The organism is Acerihabitans sp., from assembly GCF_036398755.1.
Classification (GTDB): Bacteria; Pseudomonadota; Gammaproteobacteria; order Enterobacterales; family Enterobacteriaceae; genus Acerihabitans.
The window spans coordinates 1-17305 of sequence record NZ_DASWOM010000042.1 but is presented as its reverse complement, the minus strand read 5'-3'; the positions used below and the strand labels follow the sequence as shown (position 1 = coordinate 17305).

General features: G+C 55.0%; 18 protein-coding genes. 12 read left to right on the top strand and 6 right to left on the bottom strand.

Annotated elements, in window-relative coordinates; genetic code table 11:
* Nucleotides 1–13: 13 nt before the first annotated feature.
* Nucleotides 14–1348, top strand: coding sequence for a hypothetical protein (locus tag VGC33_RS06940; protein WP_331120020.1), 1335 nt, complete (start codon nt 14–16; stop codon nt 1346–1348).
* Nucleotides 1349–1350: 2 nt separating this feature from the next.
* Here VGC33_RS06940 and VGC33_RS06935 read toward each other — a convergent pair whose 3' ends face one another.
* Nucleotides 1351–1656 (bottom strand): hypothetical protein, encoded by a 306-nt coding sequence (locus VGC33_RS06935; RefSeq protein WP_331120019.1) that lies wholly within the window; start codon nt 1654–1656, stop codon nt 1351–1353.
* A gap of 139 nt (nt 1657–1795) precedes the next feature.
* Nucleotides 1796–2923, bottom strand: a complete 1128-nt coding sequence (gene rlmG / locus VGC33_RS06930; protein WP_331120018.1) for a 23S rRNA (guanine(1835)-N(2))-methyltransferase RlmG — start codon at nt 2921–2923, stop codon at nt 1796–1798.
* A gap of 211 nt (nt 2924–3134) precedes the next feature.
* On the opposite strand from rlmG, the gene VGC33_RS06925 reads away from it, so the two are divergent.
* From VGC33_RS06925 to VGC33_RS06915, 3 genes are all read left to right on the top strand, one after another.
* Entirely contained in the window at nt 3135–4175 is a 1041-nt protein-coding gene (locus tag VGC33_RS06925; RefSeq protein ID WP_331120017.1) for a Gfo/Idh/MocA family protein, read from the top strand.
* Nucleotides 4172–4903 (top strand): glutamine amidotransferase, encoded by a 732-nt coding sequence (locus VGC33_RS06920; protein ID WP_331120016.1) that lies wholly within the window; start codon nt 4172–4174, stop codon nt 4901–4903. Before VGC33_RS06925 ends, VGC33_RS06920 begins: the two co-directional genes overlap by 4 nt.
* A gap of 291 nt (nt 4904–5194) precedes the next feature.
* A complete protein-coding gene (locus VGC33_RS06915; RefSeq protein ID WP_331120015.1) occupies nt 5195–6136 on the top strand; it encodes a TerC family protein in 942 nt (313 codons plus the stop codon).
* Here VGC33_RS06915 and VGC33_RS06910 read toward each other — a convergent pair.
* The 4 genes from VGC33_RS06910 to uxaC all read right to left on the bottom strand — a co-directional run bounded on the left by VGC33_RS06910 (nt 6133) and on the right by uxaC (nt 11222).
* Nucleotides 6133–6675 carry a YgjV family protein gene (locus VGC33_RS06910; protein WP_331120014.1) on the bottom strand — a complete coding sequence of 181 codons (543 nt, stop codon included), beginning with the start codon at nt 6673–6675 and terminating at the stop codon, nt 6133–6135. The two genes, VGC33_RS06915 and VGC33_RS06910, sit on opposite strands and share 4 nt — an antisense overlap.
* 96 nt (nt 6676–6771) lie before the next feature.
* A complete protein-coding gene (locus tag VGC33_RS06905) occupies nt 6772–8262 on the bottom strand; it encodes a UxaA family hydrolase (RefSeq protein ID WP_331120031.1) in 1491 nt (496 codons plus the stop codon).
* Nucleotides 8263–8276: 14 nt separating this feature from the next.
* A complete protein-coding gene (locus VGC33_RS06900) occupies nt 8277–9728 on the bottom strand; it encodes a tagaturonate reductase (RefSeq protein WP_331120013.1) in 1452 nt (483 codons plus the stop codon).
* A gap of 84 nt (nt 9729–9812) precedes the next feature.
* Nucleotides 9813–11222: a glucuronate isomerase gene (gene uxaC, locus VGC33_RS06895; protein WP_331120012.1), complete on the bottom strand. Its 1410-nt coding sequence runs from the start codon at nt 11220–11222 to the stop codon at nt 9813–9815.
* Between the two features lie 550 nt (nt 11223–11772).
* Here uxaC and VGC33_RS06890 point away from each other — a divergent pair.
* The 8 genes from VGC33_RS06890 to VGC33_RS06855 all read left to right on the top strand — a co-directional run.
* Complete coding sequence (locus tag VGC33_RS06890; RefSeq protein WP_331120011.1) at nt 11773–13071, top strand: MFS transporter; 1299 nt, start codon at nt 11773–11775, stop codon at nt 13069–13071.
* 269 nt (nt 13072–13340) lie between these two features.
* Nucleotides 13341–14117 (top strand): transcriptional regulator ExuR, encoded by a 777-nt coding sequence (exuR, locus tag VGC33_RS06885; protein WP_331120010.1) that lies wholly within the window; start codon nt 13341–13343, stop codon nt 14115–14117.
* Between the two features lie 245 nt (nt 14118–14362).
* Nucleotides 14363–15034, top strand: coding sequence for a DedA family protein (locus VGC33_RS06880; RefSeq protein ID WP_331120009.1), 672 nt, complete (start codon nt 14363–14365; stop codon nt 15032–15034).
* Nucleotides 15035–15039: 5 nt separating this feature from the next.
* A complete protein-coding gene (gene mzrA / locus VGC33_RS06875) occupies nt 15040–15429 on the top strand; it encodes an EnvZ/OmpR regulon moderator MzrA (RefSeq protein WP_331120008.1) in 390 nt (129 codons plus the stop codon).
* Between the two features lie 154 nt (nt 15430–15583).
* Nucleotides 15584–15889, top strand: coding sequence for an ElaB/YgaM/YqjD family protein (locus VGC33_RS06870; RefSeq protein ID WP_331120007.1), 306 nt, complete (start codon nt 15584–15586; stop codon nt 15887–15889).
* A 5-nt stretch (nt 15890–15894) separates the two neighbouring features.
* The gene (locus tag VGC33_RS06865; protein ID WP_331120006.1) at nt 15895–16347 is read left to right on the top strand and encodes a phage holin family protein; all 453 of its coding nucleotides are present in this window, start codon (nt 15895–15897) and stop codon (nt 16345–16347) included.
* On the top strand, nt 16344–16628 hold the full coding sequence (locus VGC33_RS06860) for a YqjK-like family protein (protein WP_331120005.1): 285 nt from the start codon (nt 16344–16346) through the stop codon (nt 16626–16628). The genes VGC33_RS06865 and VGC33_RS06860 overlap by 4 nt, the downstream gene beginning before the upstream one ends.
* A gap of 342 nt (nt 16629–16970) precedes the next feature.
* A partial coding sequence (locus VGC33_RS06855; protein ID WP_331120004.1) for a DoxX family protein occupies nt 16971–17305 on the top strand: 335 nt, incomplete at its 3' end.

Below are 17305 nucleotides of genomic sequence, written 5' to 3'. Positions count from 1 at the left end.
TCAAGAGGAAAGTATGCTTAATTATACCCTCAATAGTGATAATATCTATCGCGAAAATATGATACATGATAAGACGTCGCTTCATCTTGATACCGTCGACAGCCAAAACGAGGCTAAATTCAACCAACATATTGACCATATTAAGGAAATTTATCGAACCAAGTACCTGTCGACGCCAAAATCCCGCCTCCATGGGCACGAAAACGATTACCTGACCGCCTGTGTCAACCAGTCCGCCCATCTGCCACCGTGCCTGCCGCCCCGCAACAATCAGGTCAGGCTTAGCCCGGATAGCCTGCAACGTAATATATTCGGTTTTTTGCTTAATCAATGGTTTCAATTAAATCACGAATCGATTGGAGATAATATTAGGATAAAACTTATGCAATGCGTGCTTTATTTTCTGCATGAATATGAGAAAACACACTATTCCGGCACCCCCGATGGCAATCCGGTCCCCTTGGAGCAGGCGTTCACCTTGCCCAGTGAATTGGAAGATATCCTGCCATCGGGTATCCTGGTGGAAAAGGTCTTATTGGAGGCCATGATTTATTTGCTGTCGCAAGAGAAAGCAAATTTTTCATGTACCCCGGCATTGCTTTACGATCATCAACGAAACAGAAATAGGCGCCATGGCCAAAAATATCTGGAAGAGGACCGGGAAAAACGGTTTAACATCGCCCAGGCTAAGCTTAAAAATCTGTCTGTGGGCCATTACCTAATGATGCCGTTGTTATCCCTTGATACGGGTGAAGACGGTCTTATGTCACTGACAGGTCATTTCAGCGCCATTTTAGTTGAAAAGACCATGAAGGGATTTGTCTTTAATATTATCGACAGTTTTGATTCCGGGACGGAGAATGAAGATAAGGAAAAATTGATTAAATTACTGAATGACTGTCCTAACGAGAATGAAATACGCTATTTTGGCAGCCAATTCCAATTTAATAATGACTGTGGTATCCATATGTATAATTTCTTCAGTTTATGCATACGCGCGCCCTCCGCTACCCTGTCTGAAGCGGGAAAATTTCGGCAAATGATCGATCGGTATATCCTCAACATCCATGCATTGAAGCTGCTGCACGGGAAAGAGAGCAGCGCAACCAGCCGGTTGTTGCGTATTTTTTTTGTGCTGGATGGGCTTAAAAGCGGTTATAGCCGGGGTATGGCGGACGATTTCAATCTGCTGAACAAGATCTATCAGGTGGATGAATCCGTCGCATCCGGCGCCGTGGCCCGCGGCCTTACCCGTTCAGCCAGCTTTTGGCAACGATTGCGCCGAAGCTCGTCGTTGACCTTCCGCTCCTGGAATCGACGCTGCAAAAGTGATTCATCGGCGACCTGACATTAATTAACGCCCGGCAGGGATTGACGGAACGCCGCCGCATCCCTGGCCAAGGCATCAATATGGGAGCTTAATATTTTAATTTTATGTATCAGGGGATTGCGATCGGGCGAGCTGTCCAGGTTGTTGAGCTGGCTAACCAATAGCGCATTTTGTTCACGCAGTTTGGCTTCGCGGCGCAGGCTCAAATCCAATTGTTGCTGCAAAGTCTGATGGTCCAGTTGCCACAGTTTATGGTGGCGGCCAAAGCTTTGCTCCAGCTCCGTCAACGCATCGTTCAACCTGGTTTCAAACTCTTGCAACAACATAATCGTTCCTTAAAAATGACCTTTGGCGAAGTATAATCACTGTCGGCATAGCCAACAATTCGCTTATCGTTCGCCTTTTTCTACCTGTTACATGCGTGCTGAAACGCCCTGGAAGACAGGCCGGAAACCCCCGGCGGCATCAAATTTTCACCGACCGCAACACCACAAACTTTGGATTCGAACCAAGTGTAGTGCAGTTACCGAATAACTGTTTGATCTGATGATAATAATCTAAGTGCCGATTGGCAATGACGCGTAATTCCCCCCCGATCCGCAGGCTGCGTTTTGCGTCCCGGAACATTTCCCTGGCGATATGATCGGTTATCGCCTGCTGCTGATGGAACGGCGGGTTGCAGAATACCGCCTGCACGCTGCCGGCGCCATAGCCCGCCAGCGAATTGCCCACGTTGAACCGGCAGCGCGCCAAATCCTGCGGCCGGTTAACCTCTATATTAATCCGGCTTGAGGCGACCGCCATATAGGATTCATCGACAAAATGCACGTCGGCACCCGGGTTTTGCCCCAGGGCGGTCAAACCCAGGACGCCGTTGCCGCAGCCGAGATCGACCAGGGCGCCGTCGAGCCCCTTGGGCAAATATTGCATAAATAACCGGGCGCCGATGTCCAGAGAAGCGCGGGAAAAGACGTTGGCATGATTATGGATGTGGTAACCGCTCTCCTCAAGGGTCCAGACGCAGCGTTGATCCGGACCGGCCGCCGCCGGCGCGGTCACCTGGCTAAAGATCAGCCGGGCTTTCTTTTTAGCCAAAGAGGTGCGCGTGGGGCCGAGGATATCGCTAAAACGCTGCAGGGTGGAGTTATGGATATCCTTGACCTTGCCCGCCGCGATGACCTGCGTGGCGGCGGTGGCCACCTGGCGCAGGGCATAAAGCTGATGCTCAAGCAGCGCCAGGGTCTTGGGGATTTTCATCAACACCAGGCCGGGGGAGGCCGGCAGGGGAGCCAGGCTGTCCAGAAAACGGATTTCACCCCTGCCGCCGGGGTTTTGCCCGTCGTTATGGCGGGTCGCCAACTGGCTGAGGTAGGAGTCGCCGCTGCTGTAGGGCGATACGTCCCGCAGCGCGCAGGCCAGCGCGCCGAAGCCGTCATTCAGAATCAGCGTCGGCCCGGTGATGGGGCCCAGGGTGGCGATATGGGCCAGCAGGTATTCGTCGGCCGCATCCCAGGCCTGTAAATTTTCATCGGCCGCGCCGGGCGGGTACCTGTCAAGCTCCAGCGTACCGGAGGCATAGTCAAAGCGGCTCATGGGCCTTTCCTGAAACGGACAAATTGGGGTGTTTATCCCTGAAAATGCCCCGGCAGTAAACTCTTTTTTCATCCGCCGGGCAAAAACCGCGCCGATGGGCGATTTTCGTCGTCGGTTGACCGGCTTATCCTGCCGGCGGGAATGTTTTCCTTACTCCGTTAGCATGCTAATCTGATACCTCTTCAACCACTGCGCAGGATAATAATTCGGTATGATTCGCTTCGCTGTGATAGGGACCAATTGGATCACCCGTCAATTTATCGACGCCGCCCACGAGAGCGGCAAGCTTAAACTGACGGCCATCTATTCCCGTACCCTCCCGCAGGCGCAAAGCCTGGGGATCGATTATCCGGTCCAGCATTATTTCGACTCGCTGGAGGACCTGGCACAATCCGATGCCATTGACGCGGTGTACATCGCCAGCCCCAATGCCATGCACTGTGGGCAGGCATTGCTGCTGCTCGGTCATAAAAAGCATGTGATCTGCGAAAAGCCGCTGGCCTCCAACCTGCGCGAGGTGGAAGAGATGATCGCCTGCGCCCGCGCCAACGGGGTGGTGCTGTTCGAGGCGTTTAAAACCGCCAGCCTGCCCAATTTCCAGGCTTTGCGGCGTGCGTTGCCGCGTGTGGGCAAGCTGCGCAAGGTGTTCCTTAACTATTGCCAGTATTCTTCGCGCTATCCGAAATATCTGGCCGGTGAACAGCCCAATACCTTTAATCCGGCATTTTCCAACGGCTCCATTATGGATATCGGCTTTTATATGCTGGCGAGCGCGGTGGCATTATGGGGCGAACCCCGGCGCCTGCATGCCACCGCCGCCTTGCTGGAGAGCGGCGTGGACGGCCACGGCACCCTGTGCCTGGATTACGGCGATTTTGACGTTACGGTTTGCCATTCAAAAGTCAGCCAGAGCGTGCTGCCAAGCGAAATCCAGGGGGAAGAGGGTTCGCTGGTGATTGAAAAAATGTCCGAATGCCAGCAGATCACCCTGGTGCCGCGCAGCGGCAATAGGCAGGATCTCACCGAACCGCAGCATATCAATACCATGCTTTACGAGGCGGAGCATTTTGCCGCGCTGGTGGAGAACAACGAGGTGGAACATCCCGGTTTGGCGCTTGCGCGCGCCACCGCCGCCCTGTTAACCGAAATCCGCCGCCAGACCGGCGTGATATTCCCCGCCGACGGCCCGGTTGATAGCGCAGACGCCGGCGGCCTGGCGGTGAGCGATCGGGACGCCGGGGCGGTGGCGTGAGGACCGGATCAAAACCCATCCTTATCCTGCAAACCGGTGACGCGCCGGCGGATGTGATTGCGGCCAACGGCAATTACGATACCCTGTTCCTGCAGGCGACCGGACTTGAGGCGCGCCAGGTGCGGATTGTCCACCTGCCGGGCGGCGAGCGGCCCGACGCGCCCGATGCCTATTGCGGCGTGCTGATTACCGGGTCGTCCGCCATGGTGACCGAACGGCTGGCCTGGAGCGAATTTGCCGCCGCGTGGCTGCGCCGGGCGATGGCGGCGGAGATACCGATTTTCGGCGTCTGCTACGGCCACCAGTTGCTGGCCCATGCGCTGGGGGGCGAGGTGGACTATCTCGCCGACGGCATGGAGGTAGGCACCCTGGCGATTGAGCTACTGCCCACCGCCGCCAACGACCCCTTGATAGGTCTGTTGCCGGGGCGGTTCCCCGCCAACCTTATTCATTCGCAAACGGTAGTCACGCCGCCCGACGGCGCCATCGTGCTGGCCCGATCCGCGCGCGATCCCCATCAAATCCTGCGCTATCGCCATAATGTGGTCACCACGCAGTTTCATCCGGAATTTTCCGCCAGGGTGATGCACAGTTTTTTATCGGACATGTCGGCCGGGGATCCGACGAAGGGTCCGGAGCTTGTGCAAATCGGACGGGGGATCGCCGATACGCCCGACAGCGAAGCGCTGATGGCGGCGTTTGTACGCCAATGTCTCTTAGCCGGGTGATGCGGCGCGTCACCGGCACCGGGGGTTAGCCGGGCGAATGATTGACTGTTGCAAATTTTTACATTATTGTTACGTTTAGCAAAGGGGAGTAACTTCTCGTCGGTTTGCCGTCAATACGATGCCTGCGCATCCGGCTACCGGGCAACCAGGGCACCCAATCTCAAGATTGAAAGTGTCCCGCGTTGTAAGTGAGACCTTGCCGGAAGGCGAGGTCTGTTTGCATCCTGTTCAAGGAAAAAACGGCTGCGTCTTCCGACGTAAGCCGTTTTTTTTTTCGAAAGGATATTCCTGATGCATACCGTTGGCACACCTTTGCTGTGGGGCGTATTCGCCGTCGTGGTTGTTATCATGCTGGCCATCGACCTGCTGCTCCAGGGCAAGACCATGACCTTGAAACGCGCCGCCTGCTGGTCAGTAGTGTGGGTCTCCCTGTCCCTGTTATTCAATGCCGCCTTTTGGTGGTACCTGGCCACCACCCAGGGCCGGGCCGTCGCCGATCCCCAGGCGCTGGCCTTCCTTACCGGTTACCTGATTGAAAAAGCGCTGGCGGTGGATAATGTCTTCGTCTGGCTGATGCTGTTTGGTTATTTCGCCATACCGGCGCCGCTGCAACGGCGGGTGCTGGTCTACGGGGTTCTGGGCGCCATCGTGCTGCGTACCCTGATGATCTTCGGCGGCAGTTGGCTGGTCACCCGGTTCGATTGGCTGTTGTATATTTTCGGCGCCTTCCTGCTGTTTACCGGCATTAAGATGGCCTGGTCAAAAGACGATGACGCGGCGCTGGGCGACAAGCCACTGGTGCGCTGGCTGCGCGGTCATTTACGCATGACCGACGAACTGCGCGGCGAGCGTTTTTTTATCCGGCAAAACGGCGTGCTGTTCGCCACGCCGCTGATACTGGTGCTGATCCTGGTGGAGTTCAGCGACGTCATTTTCGCCGTCGACAGCATCCCGGCGATATTTGCCGTCACCACCGATCCCTTTATCGTGCTGACCTCCAACCTGTTCGCCATCCTGGGCCTGCGCGCCATGTATTTTATGCTGGCGGGGGTGGCCGAACGCTTCTCGCTGCTGAAATATGGCCTGGCGTTAATTCTGGTTTTTATCGGCGCCAAGATGCTGATGGTGGATATTATCCATATTCCCGTGGCGATATCCCTGGGCGTGGTGGCCTTTATCCTGGCCGCCACCCTGGCGATCAATGCCTGGGTTAATCAGCGCCAAGCGCCTTAACGCGTGGAAACGGCGGTATGTTCCGCGGCGAACGGATCTATGCCGCGTAATTGCATACGGCGAAAACGTACGATATTAATGCCATTGACGATAAGGAAACTGCCTTCGATAAGCGAGCCGCCGATGGAGCCAAGCCAGATATTATGCGTGACCCAGCCGGCGGTGGAACACCACATCACGCAGCGGGTGGTCAGCCCGCGGGTGCGGAACAGCGCCCAGGTGCTGATGACCGTGCCGACAATGGGCAGCAGTTCAACGGCGTGCTTGACCTCGGACAGCCCGAGCGCCAGGGTCAGGATGATAAACACAAACATCACCAGGATGTTGCGGGTACGGGTGGAAATCACCGTGCGCAACGCATTCAGCACCGCGCTCATCCCCGCGGCGTTGGCGCCCATCAAAAAAAAATGGCAACCGATGATAAAGCTGTAAAGCGCGAGCTGCAGTTTGAACTTACGATCGTCACGTTTAATAAACATGGTGATGCCGACAAAAAATGCCAACACCCCCACGCCCTGAGCGACCCAGTAAAGGCTCATGGCACGGCGTTCCTATAATTTGGCGAAACAAGAAAAAGAAAACGGCGCTTCATAAATTTGAAACGCCGTTCTTATAGTAAGGATCCCAACGGATATTTACAACGTCACGCCGCTTTTAAATATAGCCAGTTCCCGGAAATCGTTGACCTCATTACGCGAGTGCTTGCCATTGGCGATGGCGACGATTAAATCGACAAACTCCGCCAGCACCTGATCCATCGCCACGCCGTGAATCAACCGGCCGGCGTCGAAATCGATCCAATGGGGCTTTTTCGCCGCCAGTTCGCTGTTGGTGGCAAGCTTAACCGTCGGCACAAAACCGCCGTAAGGCGTGCCGCGTCCGGTGCTGAACAACACCATATGGCATCCCGCGCCCGCCAGCGCGCTGGTGGCTACCGCGTCGTTGCCCGGCGCGCTGACCAGGTTAAGGCCCGGCACATGCAGGCGTTCCCCGTATTTCAGCACGTCCATCACCTTGCTCTGGCCGGCTTTTTGCGTACAGCCGAGGGATTTCTCCTCAAGAGTGGTGATACCGCCGGCCTTATTCCCCGGCGATGGGTTTTCATAAATCGGCTGCTGATGGGCAATAAAATATTGTTTGAAATCATTGACCATATGCACGGTCTTTTCAAACGTCGCCTCGTCACGGCAGCGGCTCATCAGGATACGCTCGGCGCCGAACATTTCCGGTACTTCGGTTAAAACCGAGGTGCCGCCGTTGGCTATCACATAATCCGAGAAGCGCCCCAGCAGGGGATTGGCGGTAATGCCGGACAATCCGTCCGAACCGCCGCATTCGAGGCCGAATTTCAGCTCGCTGAGTTTCCCCGGCTGGCGCTTATCTTCGCGCATCGCCAGGTACAGCGCGCGCAGGCACTCCAGCCCCGCCTCCACTTCATCATCCTGCTGCTGGCAGACCATAAAGGTCACCCGTTGCGGATCATACTCGCCAAGCGTGGTGCGGAACACGTCGACCTGATTGTTTTCGCATCCCAAACCAATCACCAGCACCGCGCCGGCATTCGGATGGCGTACCATGTTTTGCAGCATGGTGCGGGTGTTTTCATGATCCTGCCCCAGTTGCGAACAGCCGAACGGGTGGGTAAACAAATGAACGCCGTCGATATCCTCGGCGCCAAAGGTTTCCTTTAAAAAACGCTGCTGGATCTGTTTGGCAATACCGTTAACGCAGCCGACGGTCGGCAGGATCCACAGTTCATTGCGGATACCCACCTCGCCGTTGGCGCGGCGGTAAACCTGGATCTCGCGATCGGGCATCTGCGCCGGCAGGGTTTTAAAATCCGGCAGGTACTGATATTGATCCAGATCGCTAAGATTCGTCTTGGCGTTTTGCGAATGAATATGCTGACCCGGTGCGATGAAGGACAGCGCATGGCCGATGGGCAGGCCATATTTCACGATCATTTCACCCTCGCCTATCGGCGCCAGGGCGAATTTATGCCCCCGGGCGACAGGCTGGGGCAGCGTGATGGTGACGCCGCCGATTTCTACCGTTTCATTCGTATCGAGGTCTTGCAGGGCGACCGCCACATTGTCTAAAGAATGAATTTTAATAATATTCATAATTAACCTTTTTGCTTTCAGCAATAGGCTGAAACGGCAGCGCGCATGCCTTGGTCGATAATGGCCTGCAGCTGCTGTTCAACCTGTTTCGCCAGGCCGGGAACCTTGAGCAGATCCTGTTCCCAATGCTCTGTATCACCCAATACCTCATTTACCAAGGTGCTTAAAGCCACCTCGCCTTTGTCCACACCGCTCCAAAGCGATTTGAAACGGGTGATCCATTTTTCATCATCCTGCACCGGGTAGCTTTCGCCGTTGCGCTCGCCGTGGTAAAACGCGATAAGCGCGGCCAGGGCGAAGGTCAGTCGGGCCGGAAGTTCACCCTGTTTTTCACGGTAGGACAGCAGCTGCGGCAGGATGCGGGTACGGAATTTGGTCATGCCGTTAAGCGAGATGGACAATAACTGATGCTGGATAAACGGGTTGCGGAAACGGCTCAGCACCGCCTGGGCAAACGAGGTCAGTTCGTCATGGGGCAGATCCAGCACCGGCACGATCTCTTCGGCAATGGTCTTTTCCACAAAGCTGCTTATCAGTTTATCGTTCATTGATTCGCCGACGGTGTCCAGGCCGGACAGGAACGCGACCGGCACCAGCGCGGTGTGCGCGCCGTTCAGGATGGCGACCTTGCGTTCCTTGTAGGGCTTGATGTCGTCGACAATACGCACGTTCAGGTCCATTTGGTCCAGGCGCAGTTCCTTGGCCAGCCACTGCGGTCCCTGGATAACAAACAGATAGAAATACTCGGCGGTATCCAGGAAGGTATCCTGGTAGCCCAGTTCGGCCTGCAGTTCTTCCACTTCACCGCGCGGGTAGCCGGTAACGATACGGTCGACCAGGGTGGAGCAAAAGGTATTGTTTTCATTGAGCCAGGTGGTGAATTCGACCGGCAGCGCCCATTGTTGGGCATAACGCAGCACCAGTTCCTTCAGCGCGTCGCCGTTATAGTCGATAAGCTCGCACGGCACCAGCACCCAGCCTTTATCGGCGGCGCCGTCAAAATGGCTGAAACGTTCAAACAGCAGACGGGTCAGCTTGGCCGGATAGCTGGCGGGCGGCGTATCGGTCAGCTTGTCGCCGGCCTGGTAGCTGATACCGGCTTCGGTGGTGTTGGAAAAGACAAACCGGATATTGGCGTCGCGCGCTAGGGCCAGGTAATCGTCGAATTCGTGATAGATATTGATTTCACGGTTAACCGAACGGATAAGCCTGGGCTCGCGCACCGCTTCGCCCTGTTCATTCAGGCCGCGGATAACCGTGGTGTACAGGCCGTCCTGGGTGCTGAGCGACGGCGGGAAATCGGTATTGATCGGACGGACGATAACGATGCCGGCGTCCAGATCGGTATGTTCATTGAGCAGATCCAACTGCCAGTCGATAAATGCGCGTAAAAAATTCCCCTCGCCGAACTGTATGACACGCGTGGTGTACCGGGGTCCGGGAAAGTTTTGACGATTTAGCGTTTGCATGCGAAATTTACCTTAAAAATTACCCGGCTGCGGATAATAAAAAATAGGGTTTACATCGGGCGAGCCTAAGGCTCGCCCCCGGAATCAAAGCTCAATGGCGAAGTAGTTTTTCGCATTGTCGAAACATATATTTTTTACCATCCCGCCCAGCAGGTCGATATCCGCCGGCGCTTCGCCCGCTTCCACCCAATGGCCCAGCATGCGGCACAGAATGCGGCGGAAATATTCATGGCGGGTATAGGACAGGAAGCTGCGGCTGTCGGTCTGCATGCCGACAAAACGGCTCAACAGGCCCAGGTTGGCCAATTGCAGCATCTGGCGTTCCATGCCGTCTTTCTGATCGTTAAACCACCAGCCGGGACCGAACTGCATTTTGCCGGGCATGCCTTCACCCTGGAAGTTACCGATCATGGTGCCGATAATTTCGTTATCAGACGGGTTCAGGCAATACAGAATGGTTTTCGGCAGGGCGTTGGTACGGGCCTGCGCGTCCAGCAGACGGGACAGCGCCATGGCGACCGGCTGGTCGTTAATGGAGTCGAAGCCGGTATCCGGGCCAAGCTGTTTCAGCATGCGGGTGTTATTGTTGCGCAGCGCGCCGATGTGGTATTGCTGCGTCCAGCCGCGGCGGGTGTATTCGCTGCCCAGGAACATCAGCACCGCGGTGCGGAACTGCGCGATTTCATCCCTGGAGGGCAGTTTGCCGTCCAGACGACGGGCCAGGATGCCGTTAAGGGTGCTTTCGTCCGCTTCGCCGTAAACCACGACGTCCAGCGCATGGTCGGAAACCTTGCAGCCATGGGCGGCGAAATGGTCCAGACGTTTTTTCAGCGCGTCGGTCAGGGAGCTGAAGCTGGTGATGGCGGTGTCGGCGGCGGCTTCGAGCAGCTTCAGGTAATCGTTAAAGCCTTCCGCTTCTATATTAAAGGCTTTATCCGGGCGCCAGCTGGGCAGCACTTTAATGTCGAAGCTGGCGTCATCGGCCACCGCTTTGTGGTAAACCAGGGAATCCACCGGGTCATCGGTGGTGCCGGCCAGCTTCACGTTCATCTGTTTCATGATGCCGCGGGCGGAGAAATTGTCCTGGGCCAGCATTTCATTGCCGCGATCCCAGATTTCGCGCGCGGTGGCGGGGTTCAGCAGTTTATCGGTGATGCCGAACGGACGGCGCAGTTCCAGATGGGTCCAATGGAACAACGGGTTGCCGATGGTATGGGGAACCGTCTTGGCCCAGGCTTCGAATTTTTCAAAGTCGCCGGCGTCGCCGGTGCAAAAACGCTCGGCCACGCCATTGGTGCGCATGGCGCGCCATTTATAGTGATCGCCTTTCAGCCAGATATCGTACAAATTCTTGAAACGGTAATCTTCAGCAATCTGCACCGGCGGCAAATGGCAATGGAAGTCATAAATCGGCTGGTCGACGGCATAATCATGATACAAACGGCGAGCAAATTCGCTATCCAACAAAAAATCTTCAGTTAAAAACTGGGACATTTCAGGCTCCTCACCTTTATTTCTTTGAGTTATGTTTCTTAAATGTTGAAAGGTGTTATACCAATTTAGCAGAAAAATGCACATCCTGCCGGTGTTGGTACAGTCTTTTCTACCAAAATCAACAAAAACTCAACATACATAGGTCAGCTTAAGGGCTTTCACCCGGCTAACGGGACGATTTATTATCCCTTAAAATAAAAATGGTTTTTGTGATGGCACTCAACTTTTAAATCTGTATGACAAGTTATCGTAGCGCCACATTGAGTCTGGACTCAATCATTTTGTTTATATGACCTCAGACAGGGTCATGAATCATCTGACGGGCCAGGGCGATGCGGATTTCCGGCGGCAGTTGGCCGGCGATCCAATGCGCGGTAAGCGGTATCGGGTTGAAGGGGCCGGCGTTGGCAAGGCGCGGGTCGTTAGACCGGAGAGAAAACCGTCAGAACATAACATTAACCGGAGAGCGCGCTCTCCGGCTGGCTCTCCCGTCGTCCCATGATATCCGGGTAATGGTGATGACGGCTCATACTCATTGGGAGAAGTGGTAATGCGTAAAATAAAAGGGTTACGCTGGTATATGATCGCCCTGGTCACCGTTGGTACGGTGCTGGGTTACCTGACGCGTAACGCCATTGCAGTGGCAGCTCCTACCCTCCAGGACCAGCTGCATATTACCACTCAGCAATATTCATACATTATCGCCGCCTACTCTGCATGCTACACGCTCATGCAACCGGTAGCCGGTTATGTACTGGATCTGCTGGGTACAAAAGTCGGCTACGCGGTGTTTGCCATCGTCTGGGCGCTGATGTGTATGGCGACCGCACTGGCCAGCAGCTGGGGCGGACTGGCGATTGCCCGTGGCGCCGTCGGCATGGCGGAAGCGGCAATGATCCCCGCCGGCCTGAAGGCCAGCAGCGAATGGTTTCCGGCGAAAGAACGTTCCATCGCCGTGGGTTACTTCAACGTCGGCTCGTCAATCGGTGCGATGCTTGCGCCGCCGTTGGTGGTCTGGGCGATTGTGGTTCACAGTTGGGAACTGGCGTTCGTCATCGTCGGCGCCCTGAGCCTGGCCTGGGCCATTGCCTGGCTGGTGCTGTATAAGCACCCGAAAAACCAAAAGAAACTGAGCGACGAAGAGCGCGAATATATTCTGGGCGGTCAGGAAGCACAACATCAGGTAAACAATGCCAAGAAATTGTCGGCCTGGCAGATTATCCGCAACCGTCAGTTCTGGGGCATCGCCATCCCGCGTTTCCTCGCTGAACCGGCCTGGGGTACCTTTAACGCCTGGATCCCGCTGTTTATGTTCAAGGCTTACGGCTTTAACCTGAAAGAAATCGCCTTGTTCGCCTGGATGCCGATGCTGTTTGCGGATCTCGGCTGTATCCTCGGCGGTTATATGCCTCCGTTCTTCCAGCGCATCTTTGGCGTCAATCTGATTGTGTCGCGTAAACTGGTTGTGACCCTCGGCGGCTTCCTGATGATTGGCCCTGGCCTTATCGGTCTGTTTACCAGCCCGTACGTCGCCATCGGTCTGCTGTGCATCGGCGGCTTTGCCCATCAGTCCCTGTCCGGCGCGCTGATTACGCTCTCCTCCGACGTCTTCGGCCGTAACGAAGTCGCCACCGCCAACGGCCTTACCGGCATGGCGGCCTGGACGGCAAGCACCATGTTTGCCCTGGTCGTGGGCGCCCTGGCGGATACGTTGGGCTTCAGCCCGCTGTTCGCGGTTCTGTCGGTATTTGATTTACTGGCCGTGCTGGCGGTGTGGACCATACTGCAAAACCGCCCGGTGGTGGAACTGCTGCCTGGGCAAGAGCCGCTCAAACCGGCCCATAGCTGAATGAAACCGCAACGCGCGGCGCCCCCCGCGCATTGCGGCGTCCCATAGCAGGTTCCAAAACTCCCCGGCACATGCAAGACGCATTGTCGGGGATTTTTATTCCGCATCGGGAAAATGGAGGTAATAGGACGCCGCTATCTAGGCGCTTCATTTAATAAGTGGTATAACAAATATGTCATCAAAGTGAGTTCGTCGAGCAACTTTTGACGCGTTGCGCCGTGAAGGCGCGGCACCGACTAAAACGTTACCCAACATTAAGAGCCTGTATCATGGAATTCACCGAAACCCGACGATTATATCAACAACTGGCCGCCGAGCTGAAACAACGCATTGAATCCGGCGTCTACCCTGTGGGCGAAAAACTGCCGGCGGAGCGTTATATCGCGGAAGAGATGAATGTCAGCCGCACCGTGGTACGCGAAGCCATTATCATGCTGGAGGTGGAAGGGTACGTTGAAGTGCGTAAAGGATCGGGCATCCACGTCATTTCCAACCAGCAGAAAAACCTGCTGCTGCCAAGCGGCGAGTTCCAGTTCACCGCCGCCGGGCCCTTTGAATTATTGCAGGCGCGTCAGCTTATCGAGAGCAATATCGCCGAATTCGCCGCTACCCAGGTTACCCGGCAGGATATTGTGTTGTTAATGGATATCCAGGAAAATGCCCGTCTGGAAGATCGTTTCCGCGATTCAAAATGGGATCTGAAATTCCATGTCCAGGTCGCCCTGGCCACGCAAAATACCGCCATGGCCACCATCGTCGAGCAGATGTGGAGCCAACGGCTGCACAACCCGTACTGGCGCAAGCTGCATGAGCATATTGATGATAAATCCATCGTCAGCTGGTGCGAGGATCACGATCATATCCTCAAGGCGTTGATCCGCAAAGATCCGTATGCGGCCAAACTGGCGATGTGGCAACATCTGGAAAATACCAAGCAGATGCTGTTCCACGCCACCACCGATGATTTTGAGTTTAACGTCGATCGTTATATGTTTACCGAAAATCCGGTGGTGCATCTCGACAGCCTGGCCAACGGCACCAAGTAACCTCCTCTCGTATTCTTTCCGGCCGCCGGACCCGAAGCGGTCGGAACACGTCAGCAAGTGTCATTTTTCTGTCAGCCCATGTAAAAGATACCTGAACCAGGCAATTTTATTGCAATATAACCTCGCGGCCGACTGAATGTCGGTTATATTTCCCTGTCTCAAGATGTCTGATTTTGTTACAGTGAGACGGCTTTTTTTACACTTTCACCGGGTTGTAAGCTGCTGTTTCAAGTTAGGAATGCTGAATGGATATATTAAAATCCCTGGTACATGCCCTTTGGCAGCAGGATTTTGAAACACTTGCCGACCCCACATTGGTCTGGACCCTCTATTTGATATTGTTTGTCATATTGTTTCTGGAGAACGGCCTGTTGCCCGCGGCTTTTTTGCCCGGTGACAGCCTGCTTATCCTGGTGGGCGTGCTGATTGCCAAAGGCACCATGACCTTTCCCCTCACCCTTTTGGTGCTGACGGTGGCGGCCAGCCTGGGTTCATGGATAAGCTACATACAGGGCAAATGGCTGGGCAACACCCGCATGGTGCAAAGCTGGCTGTCCCATTTACCGGCGCAATATCACCAGCGCTCCCATTCCATGTTCTACCGCCACGGGCTTTCGGCGTTGCTTATCGGCCGTTTCGTGGCGTTTGTGCGCACTCTGCTGCCTACCATCGCCGGCCTGTCCGGATTGAGCGACACGCGCTTCCAGCTGTTTAACTGGCTCAGCGCGTTAATCTGGGTCTTTATCCTGACCACCGCGGGTTTCCTGCTGGGCAAAACCGCCTTGTTTCACTATTACGAAGATGAGCTGATGCTGGGCTTGATGTTATTGCCTCTGTTGTTATTGGTGATTGGGCTGGTGGGATCGCTGTTAATATTGTGGCGTAAAAAACGCGCCGCCGACGCCCGAAAAAGGTAAAGAAAGTGAATGTGAACGTAAAATGGCTGCGCGGACGGATGACCTGGCGCTCGGGTTTAGCGGCGACGGCGGCGCTGCTGGTCCTGATACTGCTGCTGCCCGCCCTGATGACCAAAGAAACGGCGCTGGAAATTACCCTTGCCAGCGAACGCGGCTCCCTGCCCGACGGTTTTTATATATACCAGCGCCTCGACGAGCGCGGCATCCGCATCAAAAGCATTACCCCGGCCAGGGATAGCCTGATTATCCTGCTTGATACGCCCGAGCAGGCGCTGGCGGCGCAGCATGCGCTCGAAGAACTGCTGCCGGAAAATTATTCGATTTCACGCAGCCGGCATTATCCCCATTGGCGCTGGCTCCCTTATCTGCATAACGGCAACGCCCGGATAAGTTAACCCGCATTAACCCTAAGAAATTGCTATAAGTTTTTTGCGGTTTGCCAAATCCGGGGCTACGCTTACTGCAAGCGCTAAATATTAGACGCCTATGCAGTAATGATGGATTAATACGGGCTAAAACTGATTCGTAAACGTCGAAGGAGTAAAAAAGATGGTTAAAGATACCACCTCTGAACATTTACGCGCCGAATTAAAGTCATTGGCGGATACGCTGGAAGAAGTGCTGCGCGGTTCTTCCCAGAAACCCAAGGCTGAATTTGACAAGTTACGCAGCAAAGCGGAAAGCGCGCTCAAGGAAACCCGCACCCGTCTGGGCGACGGCAGCGATCGTTTGGCGGAACAAACCAAAGTGGTTGCGGAAAAAGCGGATGAATATGTCCACGACAATCCCTGGACGGGCATCGGCATTAGCGCCGTGGTTGGATTTGTCCTTGGTGCGTTGATAATGCGGCGTTGATAACAATGATTGAACAGCAAAGCCAAGGCCCTGGCAAGGGCATTTTCACCATAGGCCAGCGTATTATTACCATTATTGTCAGTATGGTGGAGACCCGCCTGCGTTTGGCAGTGGTAGAGCTGGAACAAGAAAAATCCAATATTATTCAAATGCTGATGATGGCCGGTATCACGTTGTTACTGGCCGCTTTTGGTTTGATGAGCCTGCTGGTACTGCTGATTTGGGCCATCGATCCCCAGTACCGGCTGACGGCGATAGCGACCACTACCGCGGTGCTGTTCGCGCTGGCGATTATCGGCGCGGTCTGGACGCTGGGCAAGGCTAAGCGCTCCACATTACTGGGTTCAACCCGCGAAGAGCTCCAGGTCGATCGGAATATATTGGAAAAGGTCCAAGACGAAATCCAGGAAGAAGAGAAAGCGAGGAAAAGGGAAAAGGACCGGGAGGCCGGCAGATGAGCGGCCGTAATGCTAAATTGACCAAAACCCAACTGCTGCGCAGGATCCACCAGCAGCGGCTGGATCTGGGCGCGGAAAAACGAGCCTGGTATTTCGCCACCGACCGTTACGACCGCGGCTGGAATACCCTGTTAAGCCTGCGCAAGTACCTGATAGCCGGTTCCAGCGTGCTGGCGCTGTATAATATTCGCCATCCCAGCCGCTTTATCCGCTGGACCAAACGCGCGCTCGGCATTATGGGCACCCTTAAGCTCATCCGCTCCACCCTTCAATCCCGTTAAGCGATTTTACCGCGCGTGATGGCTCGTTTCCCCGCGAGCCATCACGACTCCCATGCTTTTGGCACGGGTGAAATATCGCTCAACCGTTACGTTTTATACCCCTCAGGCCGCCCGACCCGCTTCCCGCTGGAGCATTCGTTCACCGGCAACGCCGGCCACGGCATATTACTCAAATTATTTGATAATAACCGACAGTTTTAATCGCTATCACCCGGCACGCCAGGCGGATAACATCTCTCCCATCAAACGCAACGGGTTCTAAAGCCGGCTAACCGCTTTTAAAACCTACTGTATTCTGGCTTTGCGCGTCAAAGCCGCTGTAAAACATATGATGAGACGAAGATGAAAAAATTAGATGATAGCGCTATCCTGGTTGCCCGTATCCTGATGCCAATCCTGTTTATCGTCGCCGGCTTTGGCAAAATGGGCGGCGGCTACGCCGGCACCCAGCAATATATGGAAGCCATGGGCGTGCCCGGCTTTATGCTGCCCCTGACCATACTGCTGGAATTCGGCGGCGGCCTCGCCATCCTGTTCGGTTTCCTGACCCGCACGGTTGCGCTGGTCACCGTGGTCTTTGTCCTGCTGACGGCATTTATATTCCACAGCGATTTTTCCCAGGCGGGCAATCAGATCAACTTTATGAAGAACCTCTCCATCTCCGGCGGCTATTTACT